This is a genomic window from Sorangium sp. So ce590 (assembly GCF_051521365.1).
Classification (GTDB): Bacteria; Myxococcota_A; Polyangia; order Polyangiales; family Polyangiaceae; genus Sorangium.
Genome location: NZ_CP150346.1, coordinates 9540317 through 9556430 on the forward strand (window position 1 = coordinate 9540317; position 16114 = coordinate 9556430).

The 16114-nt window shown below is 72.8% G+C and carries 14 protein-coding genes; 8 read left to right on the forward strand and 6 right to left on the reverse strand.

Translation table 11 applies throughout. The annotated features are described in order from the left end of the window. Positions 1–56 precede the first annotated feature (56 nt). Both WMF28_RS36085 and WMF28_RS36090 read right to left on the reverse strand, forming a co-directional pair. Positions 57–1121: a hypothetical protein gene (locus WMF28_RS36085; RefSeq protein WP_437598073.1), complete on the reverse strand. Its 1065-nt coding sequence runs from the start codon at positions 1119–1121 to the stop codon at positions 57–59. 83 nt (positions 1122–1204) lie between these two features. After that, the gene (locus WMF28_RS36090; RefSeq protein ID WP_437598074.1) at positions 1205–2203 is read right to left on the reverse strand and encodes an NAD(P)H-dependent glycerol-3-phosphate dehydrogenase; all 999 of its coding nucleotides are present in this window, start codon (positions 2201–2203) and stop codon (positions 1205–1207) included. A 109-nt stretch (positions 2204–2312) separates the two neighbouring features. Here WMF28_RS36090 and WMF28_RS36095 point away from each other — a divergent pair, with 109 nt between their 5' ends. The 4 genes from WMF28_RS36095 (at position 2313) to WMF28_RS36110 (ending at position 7118) form a co-directional block, all read left to right on the forward strand. After that, positions 2313–3386, forward strand: a complete 1074-nt coding sequence (locus WMF28_RS36095) for a hypothetical protein (protein ID WP_437598075.1) — start codon at positions 2313–2315, stop codon at positions 3384–3386. A gap of 312 nt (positions 3387–3698) precedes the next feature. After that, entirely contained in the window at positions 3699–5042 is a 1344-nt protein-coding gene (lepB, locus tag WMF28_RS36100; protein WP_437598076.1) for a signal peptidase I, read from the forward strand. A gap of 114 nt (positions 5043–5156) precedes the next feature. Beyond that, complete coding sequence (locus WMF28_RS36105) at positions 5157–5810, forward strand: hypothetical protein (RefSeq protein ID WP_437598077.1); 654 nt, start codon at positions 5157–5159, stop codon at positions 5808–5810. Between the two features lie 138 nt (positions 5811–5948). Continuing rightward, positions 5949–7118, forward strand: coding sequence for a zinc-binding dehydrogenase (locus WMF28_RS36110; RefSeq protein WP_437598078.1), 1170 nt, complete (start codon positions 5949–5951; stop codon positions 7116–7118). 5 nt (positions 7119–7123) lie between these two features. On the opposite strand, the gene kbl is transcribed toward WMF28_RS36110, so the two are convergent. Beyond that, complete coding sequence (gene kbl, locus WMF28_RS36115) at positions 7124–8314, reverse strand: glycine C-acetyltransferase (protein ID WP_437598079.1); 1191 nt, start codon at positions 8312–8314, stop codon at positions 7124–7126. A 266-nt stretch (positions 8315–8580) separates the two neighbouring features. Between kbl and WMF28_RS36120 the strand changes: the two genes are divergently transcribed. Both WMF28_RS36120 and WMF28_RS36125 read left to right on the forward strand, forming a co-directional pair. After that, complete coding sequence (locus WMF28_RS36120) at positions 8581–9645, forward strand: hypothetical protein (RefSeq protein WP_437598080.1); 1065 nt, start codon at positions 8581–8583, stop codon at positions 9643–9645. 32 nt (positions 9646–9677) lie between these two features. Further along, on the forward strand, positions 9678–11090 hold the full coding sequence (locus WMF28_RS36125) for a DUF4331 domain-containing protein (RefSeq protein WP_437598081.1): 1413 nt from the start codon (positions 9678–9680) through the stop codon (positions 11088–11090). 39 nt (positions 11091–11129) lie between these two features. Here the strand turns inward: WMF28_RS36125 and WMF28_RS36130 are convergent, their stop codons facing one another. Next, the gene (locus tag WMF28_RS36130; RefSeq protein ID WP_437598082.1) at positions 11130–12122 is read right to left on the reverse strand and encodes a hypothetical protein; all 993 of its coding nucleotides are present in this window, start codon (positions 12120–12122) and stop codon (positions 11130–11132) included. Between WMF28_RS36130 and WMF28_RS36135 the strand changes: the two genes are divergently transcribed. Continuing rightward, positions 12122–13663: a tetratricopeptide repeat protein gene (locus WMF28_RS36135; protein ID WP_437598083.1), complete on the forward strand. Its 1542-nt coding sequence runs from the start codon at positions 12122–12124 to the stop codon at positions 13661–13663. The two genes, WMF28_RS36130 and WMF28_RS36135, sit on opposite strands and share 1 nt — an antisense overlap. Before the next feature lie 118 nt (positions 13664–13781). Here WMF28_RS36135 and WMF28_RS36140 read toward each other — a convergent pair whose 3' ends face one another. Beyond that, on the reverse strand, positions 13782–14243 hold the full coding sequence (locus WMF28_RS36140) for a hypothetical protein (RefSeq protein WP_437598084.1): 462 nt from the start codon (positions 14241–14243) through the stop codon (positions 13782–13784). Positions 14244–14257: 14 nt separating this feature from the next. Between WMF28_RS36140 and WMF28_RS36145 the strand changes: the two genes are divergently transcribed. Beyond that, the gene (locus WMF28_RS36145; protein ID WP_437598085.1) at positions 14258–15325 is read left to right on the forward strand and encodes an endonuclease/exonuclease/phosphatase family protein; all 1068 of its coding nucleotides are present in this window, start codon (positions 14258–14260) and stop codon (positions 15323–15325) included. A 46-nt stretch (positions 15326–15371) separates the two neighbouring features. Here WMF28_RS36145 and WMF28_RS36150 read toward each other — a convergent pair whose 3' ends face one another. After that, positions 15372–16085 (reverse strand): hypothetical protein, encoded by a 714-nt coding sequence (locus WMF28_RS36150; RefSeq protein WP_437598086.1) that lies wholly within the window; start codon positions 16083–16085, stop codon positions 15372–15374. Between the last annotated feature and the right edge of the window lie 29 nt (positions 16086–16114).

Here is a 16114-nt window from a genome sequence, read left to right on the forward strand (position 1 = left end):
CAGCATAGCAGGCGTGCCGCGGCCTCATGCAGCCGTGTTGGCCCGCACACCGCGGCTTACCAGAGCTCTCCGATGACGACCGCGCCCATGCCGCCTCGGTAAGGCACCATGCCGCCGCCGAGCACGCGCGCGACCGGGGGATCGCCGCGCTCCTCCTGCGCGTCCAGGGCGACGTCGCCGCTCGGGTCCGGCCTCCCGAGGAACAAGGCGCCCGCCACGATGCCGAGGGTGCCCGCCGCGCCCTGGGCGATGAGGCCGCGGCGAGGGTCGTGATCGCTGCCGATGTACGCGAAGTAGATGGGCAACGACACGACCGTGCCGATGCCGAGGCCGCCCCACATCCACGCGAGCTGGTTCCACGACGGCGTCCAGGCGATGGACAGGCCGACGGCGCCCGCGGTCGCGACGTTGAACCCGATCAGGCCGCCGAGCGAGATGCTGTCGTTCGACTCGCTCCATCCGCCGTTGCTGGCGGCGGCCCCGAACTCGCTGCCGATGAGGGAGCCCCACACCGCGCCCGAGGCGATGAGCATGTTGGTCTGCGGCTTGGGCCGGAGCAGATGGTAGAAACCCCAGCCCGCCGCGCCGCCGACGGTGGAGCCGATCACCTCGGAGGTGGCGAGCCCGAGGAACCCCCACTCCTTGCCCTTGCGCGCGCTGACGTGCTGGTAGGAGGCGATGCCGAGCCCCTCGCCCGCGCCGATCACCATGCCCGTGGCGATCGCGGAGGGCATGCCACGCGGCATCGGCGGCGAGTCGAGGAAATAGACCCCGACCGGCGCCGCGACGCCGAGGAGCGCGGGCGCGATGAACTGCACGCCGGGATCGTCGATGCCGACGAGCGCGTCGAACCAGATGCCGGTCCCCATGCCGTAAGCCACGGACGTGGCGTAGAGATAGCCGACCTCGAGCGGCGTCGACTTGGGCAGGCTCTTCTTCTGCGGCGGCGCATAGGCGTAGCCGCCGTACGGAGCGCCGTACTGGCCTCCGCCGTACTGGCCCCCGTACGAGCCGCCCTGCTGGCCACCGTAGGGCGGCGCTCCGTACTGGGCAGCGGCCGTCCAGCTGACGCTCGACACGAGGAGCGCGGAGAGGAGACTCACGAGAGGTCGCGTGTGCATCGCGCCGCCACTTTACACGCTCGCGCAAGGCGAGGCGCGCGGGCCGCGCGAGAAAGCGCCTTCCCGCGAGCCTGCCCCGCGCCTCACTCTTTCGTGAGGGCGCGCGTCATGAGGTCGACAACGGCCTGCGGCGGCGGCTTTCCCTCGTAGAGCATCCTGTACACCTCGACCGTGATCGGCGCGCTCACGCCCAGCTTGTTCGCGAGGTCGTACGCGCTCTTCGCCGTCTTCACCCCCTCGGCGACGTGGCCGAGCCCCTCGAGGATCTGCTCGAGCTTCCGTCCCCTGCCCATCTCGAGCCCGACGGTGCGGTTGCGCGACAGCTCGCCCGTGCACGTGAGCACCAGGTCGCCCATCCCGGAGAGCCCCGCCAGGGTGAGCGGGTTCGCCCCCTTCGCCGCCGCCATGCGGCCGATCTCCGCGAGGCCGCGCGTGATGAGCCCGGCGCGCGCGTTGTGGCCAAGGCCGAGGCCGTCGCAGATGCCGGCCGCGATGGCGACGACGTTCTTGAGGGCGCCGCCCACCTCGACGCCCACGACGTCATCGGACGAGTAGACCCGGAACCGATCTGTCGCGAGCATGCGCTGCACCGCGTGCGTCTCCGGCGGCCTCCTGCCCGCGACCACCACGGTGGTCGGCTGGCCGGCCGCGACCTCCCGCGCGAAGCTCGGGCCCGACAGATACGAGAGCCGCGGCTCGGCCTCGCGCCCGAGCTCGTCGACGAGCACCTCGCTCATCAGCATCAGCGAGTCGTTCTCGATACCCTTCGTCGCGCTGCAGACGAGCGCGTCCCGCGGGATGTGGGGCTCGGCCTCGCGGACCACCTCGCGCAGCGCGTGCGACGGCACGACAACGACGACGAGCTCCGCGCCGCGGAGCGCGCCCTCGAGATCGCTCGTCGCGCGCAGGCTCGCGGGCAGCTCCACGCCCGGCAGGTACCGGGGGTTCTCGCGCTCACGGCCGATGCGCTCGGCGAGCTCCCCCTGGTGCGCCCAGAGCGCGGTGGGGTTGCCCTTGTCCGCCAGCAACTTCGCCAGCGCCGTCCCCCAGGCGCCGGCCCCGATCACTGCGACGTTCGCCATGGAGGCGACCCTACCATCACCCGCGCGCCGGGCCGAAAGCGACGTGCCCCGCCCGCGCGCTGTGCACGCGCGCAGCTCGATCCGCCGGTGTTTCGACTATGCTGCGCCCATGCTCTTCCGCACCGCCGCGCTGCGCGCGCTCGGCCTCGCGCTCTGCCTCTCCCTGCTCGGGACGGTGTGCGGCGCGTGCGGCCAGGGCGCGCTCGGCGTCATGCCGGGCATCGTGAACGATCCGGGGAACCTGTCGCTCCGCAGGGCGATCCTGTCCTTCGCGACGAGCCAGCTCTGCAGCGAGATGCGGAAGCGGAGCGTGCCGCTGCGCCTCCGCGACGAGGATCCGGTGACCGGCCGGTTCTACCCGGGCTCGTGCGTCGCCCAGGAGCTGGCGAACGGCCACCTCTTCCTCCAGTTCGGGGGCAGCGGCGTGGTCTGGACGAACCTGACGAAGCGCATGAGCTTCGATGCGAGCGCCGCCGTCGAGTACGATCACGACTTCCTGATGGATGGCGACACGATGTACGTGTACTTCCGTCAGCGATCGACCACGGCGGCGAGCTTCACGACCAGGCTCGTCGAGCAGCCCGCCGCGATCTCGCTCGGCGGCGTGTCGCTGGCCCAGGGCAGCGCGTACGCCAACGCGCTCGGCGCCCAGCTCGTGAAGACCGAGATCGCCCGGGGATTCACGGTCATCCGCGACGACGACGGCGCGGTGCAGTTCGGCCTCGGCATCATCGAGAAGGGGCAGCGGCCCCACGCTCCCTACGCGCGGCGCGAGCACGGCAGGCTGCTCCTGGCGAACGAGCGCACCGAGGTGCACCAGGACCAGCGCGACTACATCGGCCCGCTCGAGATCACGGACAGCGGCGAGGCCATGACGCTCACGGTCGCCGTCGACGGCGCGCCGGGCGTGGACGTGATCCTCGTGTCCCGGGGCACCGGGGAGCAGTGGCTCCAGGCGTACCTGACGCAGCCCGCGCCTCCACCGCTCTCTGCGGCGCCCCTGCTCGACGAGCCGGTGTACTCCGGCGCCCCCTGGCGGCGGACGGTGCCGCTGCCCGAGGGGCAGTACTACCTGGTCATCGACAACACGAACGCCGCGGGGCGGACGCAGCCGACGACATACGCCCGCGACGACCGGGCCGCCCTGGTGAGCTACGCCGTCGAGATCGGGGACGCGCCCTGACGAGGGCGACGGCGAGGGTGACAACGACGGACCGCTCGTCGCCTGTCGCGCCTGCGCACTTGCCGCGGCGAGGGGCGGCGTATACATAAGCTCCCTCTTGCCGCCGCGCCCCGATGAATGCCGTCGCGCCCCGATGAACAACACCAGAGCGTACCGTCGGTCGCGGCCAATCGGCCCGCTAGCTCGGAGCTCAGACCCTCGATGAGGGGAAACGCTAGCTCGGAGCCCCGCGTCAGCGCGGCCAAGGCGACCGGAGGCGCGGACCCGCGCGGGACCGGCAGCGCTCCTCCGCCCGGAGGCAGGGACGGCCGGGTGCTGCGCTTCCTTTTCCACCTCGTGTGGATCTGCCTCGTGCCGTTCGCGCTCGCGGTCGCGAACGTCTGGCTGCTCACCCCGTCGTCCGAGAGCGGGAGCACCCAGCCGCTCCGCGTCTTCGTCGGCGAGCAGCAGATCCCGGCCGGCATCGTGCTCTTCACGATCTTCGCGATGATCTTCTGGCGGTTCCGCCACGAGCTGCCGTTCGCGTCGGCGATCGGCGTCGGCGGCCGCCGGGACATCCCGCCGAAGGCGCGCGCCCGCTTCGAGGACGCCGCGGCGCTCCTCGAGGAGGCCCACCGGATCCTGCGCACCCGCAAGCGCGACGTCGAGCGCGAGCTGACGAGCGGCGAGCGCGAGCAGGTGATGCAGGCGATCGCCGCCCTCGAGCGCACGATGAGCTCCGAGACGTTCGACGCCGACGAGTTCGACGCCGCCCACAGCCGCGCCGATCGCGCGGTCGGCGAGCACCTCGGCCGCTGGCGCAAGGGCGAGATGCGCGAGTACGCCGAGTCGATCGGCATCGCCGTCGCCGTGGCGCTCCTCCTGCGCGCCTTCGTCGTCGAGGCGTTCAAGATCCCGAGCGGCTCGATGATCCCGACCCTCATGGTCGGCGACCACATCTTCGTCAACAAGTTCACCTACGGCCCGCTCATCCCCTGGACCGACCAGCGCCTCTTCCCTCGCCTGCCGCCGACGCGCGGCGACGTGATGGTGTTCAAGTTCCCCGAGAACAAGGAGCAGGATTTCATCAAGCGGACGATCGCCGTCTCGGGCGACACGCTGGAGGCGATCAACGGCCGTCCCATCCTCAACGGCTGGCTCGTCCCCCACTGCCACGTCGGCCCGTTCCGCTACGAGGGCCGGCAGGCGGAGCTGTTCGTCGAGTTCCTCGGGGAGAAGTCGTACTTCACGCTCTACGACATGAACCCCGACGAGACGATGTGCGTGGCGAGCGACGACTGCACGCCGGGCTCCACGTGCCGGGGCGGCGTCTGCGGCATGCTCCAGGGCCCCTTCAAGGTGGCCGCCGACGAGGCGTGGGTGATGGGCGACAACCGCAACAACAGCCACGACTCGCGCAGCTGGCGCGGCGGGCTCGGCGCGGGCGTGCCGTTCGAGAACATCAAGGGGCGCGCGATGTTCGTGTGGATGAGCTTCGGTCCGGGCGGCGGCATCGCGCAGGATCGCCTCTTCGTGAACGTGATGGGTCGCCCGAAGCTCCCCGGCGCCCACGAGGCGACCCTGCAAGAAGGCCTCGACAAGTGCCTGCGCGAGCGGCCTCCCGTCTCCGAGACGACGCCGCCGCCGGCGCCCGCGCGCGTGCCATCCAAGCGCTGAGGCCACCGAGACGAGCGCGGGGGGGGAGCTGCGCTCCCCGCGAGGCTCGTGTACGGTGCCCCGGCCTCAGGCCAACGTAGCGATTCCCCCCGGCCCGAGGCGACGGAGGAGACGATGGCACGTGCGGTCGAGATGTGGAGCCTTGTGCTCGCGGGCAGCTTGCTCGCCGGAGCAGGGTGCAACAGGGAGGAGGCCTCGACGACGAGCGCAGCGACCTCGGCGGAGCCCTCGGCGCCCCCGGCGCCCCCCGCGGCGTCCGTCGCGGCGGACCCCATCGGGTACGTGGCCACCTACCCGACCATGGAGCCCCAGCCCGGGCGCCGGCGCCTGCTGGAGCAGTTCGCCGTGCACCCGTCGGCGGACGCCCAGTCGAAGGAGCTCGCGCGGCTCGACAGCGGCGCGCTCGTCGACCTCAAGGCGAGCTACCAGGACTGGATGCTCGTGGCCTTCCAGAGCGGGGGCCAGCCCACGCTCGGATGGATCGAGCTCAAGACGAACGACAGCCGCGCGACGACCGCGACGGACGCCGACGTCCACCAGGCGACGGCGACCCCTGCGCCCAGGACGGCCGATGCGGGCGCCCCCACCGGCGGGGCCACCGGCAGCGACGCGGGCACGACCGGCAGCGACGCAGGCGCGACCGGCACCGGCACGACCCCCGAGGCCGGGACGACCGGCGACGCAGGTGCGGCCGGCGACGCCACGACCCCCGACACGGGCGCGGCGGACGGCGGCACGGGTCGGCGCAGGATCGAGCTGAAGAAATAGGTAGAGCTGCTGAAGAAGTGAGCAGCCCGAGCGCAATTTTCTGATGGGCGCTCGCTTGTCCACGCGCCACGCTACATACCCCTGAGGCGCCCGAGCGCCAGCTGCGCGCCTCGGAGCCCTGAGACAGGAGCCAGGTGCATGAGCGACGCGATGTGGGCGCTGACGTACAACCGCGAGAGGCAGCCGTGGGAGTCCACCGTCGGGCTGTCGAAGGACGAGGTCGAGCGCCCGGCGATCGACGAGGCCAAGGACTACCACGACCGCGCGAGCGTCCTCGTGAAGCCCATCATGACGGGCTTCTGCGGCTCGGATCGGGGCATCTGGTTCCGCAGCGCCTTCAAGGACATGATCTTCAAGTCGCTCGATCGCGACCGGAAGGCGACGCGCACGATCGGCCACGAGCTGCTCGGCCGCGTCGTCGACCTCGGGACCGACGCGCGCCGGACGTTCGGGCTGGAGGTCGGCGACATCGTCTCGACCGAGAGCCACATCGCCTGCGGCGCCTGCTACCAGTGCCGCGTCGGCGACACCCACGTGTGCGCCGACGACAAGATCATCGGGATCAGCGAGGATGGCTGCTTCGCCGAGCTCGTCAAGCTGCCGGCGAAGAACCTGTGGCGCACCGACATCGCCAGGATGCGGCCCGAGGTCGCCGCGGTGCAGGAGCCGTTCGGCAACGCCGTGCACGCGTGCACCAAGGTGAACCTCCGCGGCAAGCGCGTGGCGATCTTCGGCTGCGGCACCATCGGCCTCTTCGCGGTCGCGATCGCGCGCGCGATGGGGGCCATCTACATCATCGGCGTGGAGCCGGCGGAGCGGAACGCCGAGATGGCCGGCCGCCTGGGCGCCGACGTGGTCCTGCGCCCGCACCGGGCGAGCCCCGACCGGCCCCACGCGAGCGATCCGGAACTGACGGAGCAGGTGCGCAAGCTGACGGACGGGGTCGGCGTCGACGTCGTGCTCGAGATGAGCGGCGTGAACAGCAGCGTGAACAACGCGATCCACGCGGCGAGGCGCGGGGGCGACGTCATCCTCTTCGGCCTGAAGAGCGGCGACGCGGTGATCGAGAACTTCGACCGCCTCATCGTGGACGGCATCAGCCTCCACAGCGTGATCGGCCGCCGCATCTTCGAGACGTGGCACATCACGCGCCACCTGCTCGAGTCGCGCGATCCGAACATCCACGACCTCATCTGGGAGGTCATCCTGAACCGGGGCCAGGGGACGGTGTTCGACTTCCAGGACTACGACGCGGCGGCCTTCCAGGAGGCGATCTCGAGCCACCCGAAGGTGATCCTCCGGTACTGAGCCGGTCAGCCGACGACGCCGAGCTGCCGGCCGACCTTCCGGAAGGCCTCGATCGCACGGTCGACGTGCGCGGGCTCGTGCGCGGCGGAGAGCTGCACCCGGATGCGGGCCTCGCCCTTCGGCACGACGGGGTACGAGAAGCCGATGACATAGATGCCCTCGGCGAGGAGCGCCTTGGCCATCTCGTTCGCGAGGCGCGCCTCGCCCAGCAGGATGGGCACGATCGGGTGGATGCCCGGCCTGATGGTGAACCCGGCCTGCGCCATCCCCTGCCGGAACCGGCGCGCGTTCTCCATCGCTTGCTGGCGCAGCGAGGGCTCGGCGTCGATGAGGTCGAACACGGCGATCGAGGCGCCGGCGATCGCGGGGGCGAGCGTGTTGGAGAACAGGTAGGGCCGCGAGCGCTGCCGCAGCAGGTCGACGATCTCCTGCCGGCCGGTCGTGAAGCCGCCGCTCGCGCCGCCGAGCGCCTTGCCCAGGGTGGAGGTGATCACGTCGATGCGGTGCATGACCCCGCAGAGCTCCGCGGTCCCGCGCCCCGTCGGGCCGATGAACCCGGTCGCATGCGAGTCGTCGACCATCACCATCGCGCGGTACTTGTCGGCGAGATCGCAGATGGTATCGAGCTTCGCCAGATATCCATCCATCGAGAACACGCCGTCGGTGGCGATGAGCCGGAGCCGCTTGCCGGCGGTCTTGCGGAGGATGTCCTCGAGAGCGGCCATGTCCCCGTTCGGGTAACGGTGCCGCTCGGCCTTGCAGAGGCGGATGCCGTCGATGATCGAGGCGTGGTTCAGCGCGTCCGAGATGACGGCGTCCTCGTCGCCGAGGAGCGTCTCGAACAGGCCGCCGTTCGCGTCGAAGCAGGACGAATAAAGGATCGCGTCCTCGGTGCCGAAGAAGCGGGCAATCCTGGACTCCAGCCGCCGGTGCAGGTCCTGCGTGCCGCAGATGAAACGGACGCTGGAGAGGCCGAAGCCGTGCGAGTCGATCGCCTGCTTCGCCGCGCCGATGACCGCCGGGTGCGACGACAGACCAAGGTAGTTGTTCGCGCAGAAATTGAGGACCTCGACGCCCCCCTCGGTCCGGATCGCCGGCCCCTGCGGCGTCGCGAGGATCCGCTCTTCCTTGTAGAGGCCCGCCGCACGGATGTCCTCCAACGCCCGTGCGTACAATGACCGAGCGACATCGAACATGGCTGTCGTTATAAAACGGGGCTGTCAGCGGGTCGACGGGGGAACGCCGTACGGCCGTCCCGCGTGGCGCTGCTCACCGGCCTGAGCGCCGGCGGGCGACCCCGGACACGAGAGGCAGGGTGCGCGGGGCTTTGTCGCGCGTGGCGCGGCCGCGGCCTACTCGATCCGGGAGGGCCGTGGCAGAACGGCCGCGTTCGGCGCCGCGCGATCGCCGCGCGGCTCGCGCGAGCCGGGCGCACGAGCGACGCTGCCGGGGAGGAGCAGGCATGACGGAAGCCAGGGGGGACCTCCGGCGAAGCGCCGGTGTGCTGTGCGCTCTGGCGTCGCTTGCGGCCGCCGCGGGCCACCCGGGTTGCAGCCGCGCGGAGGACGCGCCTGGACGGACCATCGCGGGCTCCGCCGCGGGGACGGGGGGCGCGGCCACGACGAGCGGTACGGGCGGCGGGGGCGGCGCAGGAGGCGATGCGCCCTATGCGATCTCGACCCTTGCCCCGGCGACGGCGTTCGACGCGACGCCGGACGCCGGCGCGGCGTACGTGTACTTCACGGGCATCGACGCTGGCGGCAGGGCCGGCGTCTTCAGGACCAGCGCGCACGGCGGCGGAGGCGCCACCGAGATCGCGGCTGGACCGCCCTTCGTCGCGCCGCTCGGGATCGCGGCGAGCGCGGGCGGCGGCCGGCTCTTCGTGGCCGATCCGGGCGCGGGCAGCGCGGCGCTCGACGACGCGGGCGCCCTGTTCGCGATCGACTTGCCCGGCGGCGCCGTCGCGCCGGTCCGCGGCGGCGAGGGGATGCATGCGCGCGGCCTGGAGGTCGTCCGGGGCGCGGACAGCGAGGAGCGGATCGTCTTCTCGGGGCGCGATCGCGAGGGGGGCGAGCCCGGCGTGTTCGCCCTGCCGTCCGGCGGCGGCGAGGCCTCCGCGATCGCGAAGGGGAGCCCGCTCGTCGATCCCAGCGGCGTCGCCGTCGCCAGCGGGGGCGACATCTTCGTCTGCGACACCCTCGCGAGCCCCGACAGGACGGCGACCGTCTTCAGGATCGAGGACGGCTTCGTGAGCGCGTTCGCGACCGGGCTCCACGTCGGCTATCCGTGCGGCCTCGCGCTGACGCGCGACGACGCGGCGCTGCTCGTGCTCACGCGCAACGTGGCCCGAGGCGCCGACGAGGTCGTGCGGATCGAGGTGGCGTCCGGGGCGCGCTCGGCGACGGCCACCGGCGCCCCGAGCCACGACGAGCCCGGCGGGCTGCACCGGGCGAAGGGCGCCGACGTCTTCGCGTTCGTCGATCACAGGGCCCAGGAGCAGGGCTCGGTGTTCCTGCTCAGGCAATGAGCCGCAGAGGAGCGATGGGAGGACCCGCACGCATGATCCAAAGGCCGTCGCGCGCCGCCGCCGTCTTCGCGGCGTGCGTCGCGCTCAGCGCACCCGGCGTTGCTGCAGCGTCGAGCCACCGCGAGGCGCCGGCGATCGCGGGGGATCCGGCCGCCGACAACACCGATCTGTACGCGTGGGTGGAGGGCGGAAACCTCGTGATCCTCGCGAGCTACATCCCGCTCGAGGAGCCCGCCGGCGGGCCGAACTTCCACGGCTTCTCGGACGACGTGCTCTACGAGGTGCACATCGCCCGCGGGCCGTCGAGCCTCGAGGACGCGCTGACCTACCAGTTCCGGTTCTCGACCACGCCGTACCGCGCGGAGGATCCGGCGGGGCTCACGCCGGCGCCGAGCGGCGGCAACGAGTTCTTCGCGCAGCTCGCCGGCGCGGAGCAGACGTACACCATCACGAAGATCGAGGGCGGGGCGTCGACGGTCCTCCTCGCCGACGCCCCGGTCGCGCCGCCGAACATCGGGAGGCGGACGAACGAGCTCGCCTATCAGATCACCGGCGGCGGCTACCCTGCCTTCGCGACGTCCTCGAAGTTCCTCAAGCGGATGGCCGGCGGCGAGGGGCGCGCCTGGGCCGGGCCGCGCGACGACGGCTTCTACGCGGATCTCGGCCGGGCGTTCGACCTCGCGGGGCTGTGCCCGCTCCTCTCGGCGCCGAACCCGTCGTGCACCGCGCGCGACAACCTCGCCGGCTTCAACGTGCACACGCTCGCGCTCGAGATCCCGCTGGCGATGGCCAACGGCGGATCGGAGCCGACGCGGGGACCGAGCGACCGGCAGACGCTCGGCATCTGGGCCTCCGCGAGCCGACGCAAGGTGCGGATCCTGCGCGCGAACGGCAAGGAGGACGGCCTGGGTCCCTGGGTGCAGGTGTCGCGGGTCGGCCTGCCGCTCGTCAACACGTGGATCATCGGCCTGCAGGACAAGGACAAGTACAACCGCGCGCACCCGCGCGACGACCTCGTCCACTTCGGAGCGTACTTCCTGAACCCGATCCTGGTGCGCGACGCCGAGTTCGCGGGCCTCTACCGGGCCGGCCAGCCGCTCGCGGCCTTCGATCCGGAGGCGCTGAAGCAGAACCGGACCGATCTCATCGACAGGTTCAACCTGAAGCCATCGAGCCTCGGGGGACACACCCTGGAGACCGTCGGCGACGTGCTCCGGATCGATCTGGGCATGCCGTCGGGCTTCCCGAACGGCCGCGCGCTGGTCCCCGGCGCGGACCATGAGCAGACCGACGTCACCGACGCCCTGTTCACGCTCCTCCTGACCGGCGCTCCCGGGGCGACGGCGGGCGACGGGGTCGCGGCGAACGACGCGCGGTTCCTGCCGGCCTTCCCGTACCTCGCGACGGCCTGGGAAGGCGCGACCCAGGGGCATTTCCGGCCCTGAGCCGCGCGGCGCAGCGCGGCGCGACACGCCGCTCGCCTGTCACGGCGCTGCGCATCGCATCCCGCACACGCCGCCTGCGCCGCCCGCGCGCCCGTCCGGTCGAACGCACGCGGCGCGGCACTCGCTGTCGCGCGCGCAGGCCGCGCCCTCGGCCCTGGGCGCGGCGCAGCGCCCGTCCACGCAGCGCGCGCCGGGCGCGCAGAGCCCGCCGAGGCAGGCGGCGCCGGCGGGAGGGAGCGGCGCCGCGCTGCAGCGCGCGTCGACGCAGCGGCGGCCCCGCCCGCAGTCGGCGTGCGCCTCGCAGCGGCCGCCGGGCGGGACGTCGTCCGCGCACGCGCGCCCGGCGCAGTGGCCGCGGCACTCGGGGTGCGACTCGGCGTAGCGCGTCTGGCGGGTGACCGCGGCCAGCGCGTCGACGGAGAGGCCGCAGGGGCCCGCGGCGCGCGGGGCGCGGCAGATGCCCGCGTCGGTGGGCCCGGCGCCGTCGCAGCGCAGCCCGTCCGCGCACTCGAGCGACGACCGGCACCGCGCCCCCTCGCCGAGCGCCCCCCGCACGATCCCCTCGCAAGCAGGTGGGATCGGGGCGGCGAGCGGAGAGACCCAGTCGCACCCCTCGAGCGATCGCTCCATCGCCTCGACGCAGCGGCCGACCGCGTCGGCCGAAAGCGCCACCGCCTTCGCGCGCGCCGCGAAGCTCAGCGCGCGCGAGCACTCCGCGCCCGCGTGGAAGCCCGCGCCGCCACCGCAGCACGCCGCCTTGCGCCGCGCGGGGAGCGCGTGCAGCGCCTCGCACAGCCGCGCCGCGAGCGGCTCCGGCGCGCCCTCGGCCTTCGGGTAGACGGGGGCGATCTCGTCGCCGGCCAGGGTGTCGGCCGGCGACGTCGTCGAGGAGCCGGCGTCCGGCGAGGGCGCGGCTGTCGCACCCGCGTCCGGCGCGCTGCGCTGCGCGCGCGCGCAGGCGGCGACGAGCTGCAGGAGCAGCGCCGCGGCGCAGCGCCGTCGCAGGCGGTCGCCATCCGTCGAGACAGGCAATGCGATCTCCTCCGCGCCGCGCGCTGCTGGTCGATCGAGCGATGCGCTGGAGCGGCGAGCTTGCCGGCGCAGACCGGCAAGGCAAGCTCTTTCGCGACCGGATCGAGGTCGCGACGCCCCGGCGAGAGGCGCGGCTCGCCCCGGGCGGAGCTCCAGCGCGCCAGGAGGTCAGCGCTCCGATGCTGCGACGAACGGGTCTCCTCTTCGCCTGCGCTGCCCTGAGCGGAAGCCCCGGTTGCACCGAGCGATCGCGCGCCGAGGCCGTCCCGGCCGCGCCGGCGTCGCTCGAGCGCCCCGCCGCGGCGCCGGCGCCCTCGAGCCTCGACGCGGCGCGCGGGCTCGCCCTCGCGGCCCCGGCGGGCGCGGGCGCCGTCGATCGCGAGATCGAGGCGCTGTCGCGGCGGCTCACGAAGGCGCCGGGGGGCGCGGATCTCTGGAGCGCGCTGGGCTACGCGTGGATCAGGAAGGCGCGCGCGTCGGACGATCCTTCGCTCTACCTCCGCGCTCACGCGTGCGCGGAGGTCGCGCTCGCGCTGGCGGACGGCGATCGCGCGTCGCTCAACCTGCTCGGCCTCGTGCTGCTCCACGATCGCCGGTTCGCCGGGGCGCGCGACGCCGCCGAGCGGGTGCTCTCGCGCGACGAGGGCGACGCGCTCGCGCTCGGGACGCTCAGCGACGCGGCGCTCGAGCTCGGCCATTTCGAAGCGGCGGCCGCGGCGGCGCAGCGGATGGTCGACAAGCGGCCCGGCCTGCCGTCCTACGCGCGGGCCGCGCACCTTCGCTGGCTCCAGGGCGACGTGGCGAGCGCGAAGCGGATCATGCGCCTCGCGATCGACGCCGGCGATCCACGCGAGCCCGAGGCGCTCGCGTGGACCCTGGCGAAGGCGGCCGCGATGTTCTGGCACGAGGGCGACCACGAGGCCGCGGACCGGGGCTTCGAGCGGGCGCTCGCCGCGCAGGACGCGTATCCACCGGCGCTCGCCGGCAGAGCGCGCGTCGCGCTGGCCCGCGGCGCCTTTGGGCGCGCCGTCGAGCTGCTCGAGCGGGCCCATCGGCGGAGCCCGGAGGCGGAGATCGCGTGGCTGCTCGGCGACGCCAGGACGGCAGCCGGCGACCACGCCGGCGCGGCGCAGGCCTACGCCAGCGCGATCGACGCGGGGCGCAGGTCGGACCGCCGGATGCTCGCGCTGTACTACGCGACAAAGGGTCTCGAGCGCGACGAGGCCCTGCGGCTCGCCGCCGCGGAGCGCGCCCTCCGCGGGGACGTCTACACCGAGGACACCCTCGCCTGGGCGCTGTACCGCGCCGGCAAGCTGCCCGAAGCGCGCGCGGCGAGCGACAGAGCGCTGGCGCTCGGCACCAGGGACGCGCGCCTGCTCTACCACGCGGGGGCGATCCGGATCGCCCTGGGCGACATGGAGCGAGGCGAGCAGCTCGTGCGGGCTGCGCTCGAGCTGAACCCGGCGTTCGACAGCACAGGGGCCGCCGAGGCCGAGCAGCTCCTTGCGCGGCGCAAGCCCCTCGGCGGCTCGGCCCGCTGACGGGCTCGATGTGGCTGGACGCGCGAGGTGCGCCGTGGTCGAGCGCGCGAGTCAGGCCGAGGGAATCTCGACGTCAGCGATGTCAGCGACCTCAGCGATGTCAGCGACCTCAGCGACCTCAGGTGTCGTATTTCACCGTCGACGGGACGACCAGCGGTGGAGGAGCGATGGCGGGCTGCGAAGGCGCCGGAGCGGGCTCATCGGTGTCTCCCGAGCCCGGCTGGCTCTTGGGTGGTTGGCCATGGAGCTCGCGGAGCCGGGCGGGCGCGGGCTCGATCGCCGTTGGGGCCTCGTCCGTCCCCTCGCCCTCCCCTGTCGCGACAGGGGGTATGCTCACGGCGGGCGGAGGTGGGACGAACATCCTCGGCACCCGGATGGAACGGGCGATCGACGCGACCTCGGGGAAGCTCGCGGCCATCCGCTCGACAAACGCTGCACGGGCCGCATCATCGGGGGCGGTCGCCGAGGCCTTCGCGACCCGCAGCGCCGACCAAAGCTCATAGTACCAGGCGGAGAGGGAGGCATGCGCTTCCAGCAGGTCACGAATGGTATCCTCGGAAACGATGATGTTCTTGCCCATGGGCGAGAGGATACATGACCGAGCGGCGCCTCCCACCTGGTTCGAACGGCACAATCCCCGTGGACTCGGCGCCGGACGGCCGCTCCGCGAGCGCGGCGGTGCACGGCGCTCGTCGCGGCGCCGAGGCGCCGGTGGACGGCGGCACGTCGCTCAGGATCATCACCTATAACGTCCGCTATTTCGGGCACGGCACGCGGGGCATCGCCTCGACAAGCGCCGCGATCGCCCGGATCGCGACGACGCTGGCGGGGCTGTCCCCGTTGCCCGATCTCGTGTGCCTCCAGGAGGTGGAGACGCAGTCGCTGCGCTCCTCGACGATGAACCCGCGGTGGCACCCGGAGGAGACGCAGCTCGAGCGCCTGATGAACGAGCTGCACGCGGCGCTCGCGCATGCAGAGCGGCCCGAGCGCTACGTCGCCTACTACTTCCCCGCGCACATCTACAGGCTCACCTCGCGGACGAACATCTACACGACCGGGCTCGCGGTGATCGCGCGCGACACGTTCCGCATCGGACACCACAACGCAGAGCGCCCCCACGACATCACCCACCGGCGGAGGGTCAAGAGCCTGAAGCAGACGCGCATCTGCGCGCACGTATCGTTCGAGCACGAGAGCGGGCAGAGCTTCGATGTGTTCAACACCCACCTCAGCCTGCCGAGCGTGTTCTCGAGGGAGTTCTGGACGGGCGAGGCGCGGATGGGGTTCGGACCGAACCAGCTCGAGGAGGCGCGGGTGCTCGCCGACTTCGTCCGCCGCGAGCAGCGGACCGACAACTTCGTCGTGGTCGGCGACTTCAACTCGCTGCCGGGCTCGCCGGTCGATCGCTTCCTGCGCGAGGAGATCGGCTTCGTGGACGCGTTCGCCAGGGTCCGCTGCCTCTCCGAGCGCGAGGCGCGCGCCTTCCCGACGGCCGGCTTCATGAACCTGCGCATGCACCTCGACCACGTGTACTCGTCCGAGCGCCTCGAGTGGATCGACTTCGCGGGCACGCACCCGTTCGGGCACAAGGGGGCGTTCGCCGGGCTCTCCGATCACGTCCCGCTGATCGCGCGCTGCCGCCTGCCGGGCGACTCCGGCTGATCGCCCCGCCGCGCGGCGCTGCCGCCCCGAGCGCGGCGCCCGGCGCTCACCCCGGCAGCCAGAGCAGGTCGTCCATGATGGGCTCGAGGCACGCGGAGATCTGCGGGCCGAACTCGCCGCCGCACGCGAGCTTGCCGAAGCAGGCGCGGACCTCCTGGCGGCCGCGGCTGTTCATCGCGCCGATCGCCCGCTCGAGCTGCGGGCCGAGCCCCTCCTCCAGGCTCTGCCGGCACGTGTCGTAGTCGAGGTCTCCGCACCCCGCGAGCCGGCCGCAGAGGACGGCCATGAACGGGGCGAGATCGGAGCGCGGGAGCGTGGTGGCCGTCATCGCCTCGGAGCCGCAGCGGCTCACCTCCTGCGCGTAGGCGGCGGTGAAGGGATCGCCCTCGAACCGCCGCAGCGCTGCCAGCGAGCACTCCGAGGTGGCGCGGAGCATCGCCGGCGAGGCCATCGTCGTCATCTGGGTGCATTGCTCGAACTTCGGCCAGCCCTTCGCCTGCTCGGTGGCCCGCTCGTAGAGCTCCTCGAGGTAGACGCACCACGCGCGCTGGGCCTCGCGCTGCTCGCGCTGCTCGACGGTCGCCTTCCGCTCCCCCCGCCCGTCGCGCGCCTCGGGCGCGGGCCGCGCGGGCGCCTTCGCGGAAGCCGCGGGCGGCGGCGAGCCACCGCATCCCGAGGCGAGGGCTACGGAGATCAGCGAGGCCGCGCCGAGCATGGAGAAGGCGGCGCGGGAGCTGCGACCACGGATTGTGCCTTTCACGAGAGCCTCCTTCGTCGGACAGGCTGCGA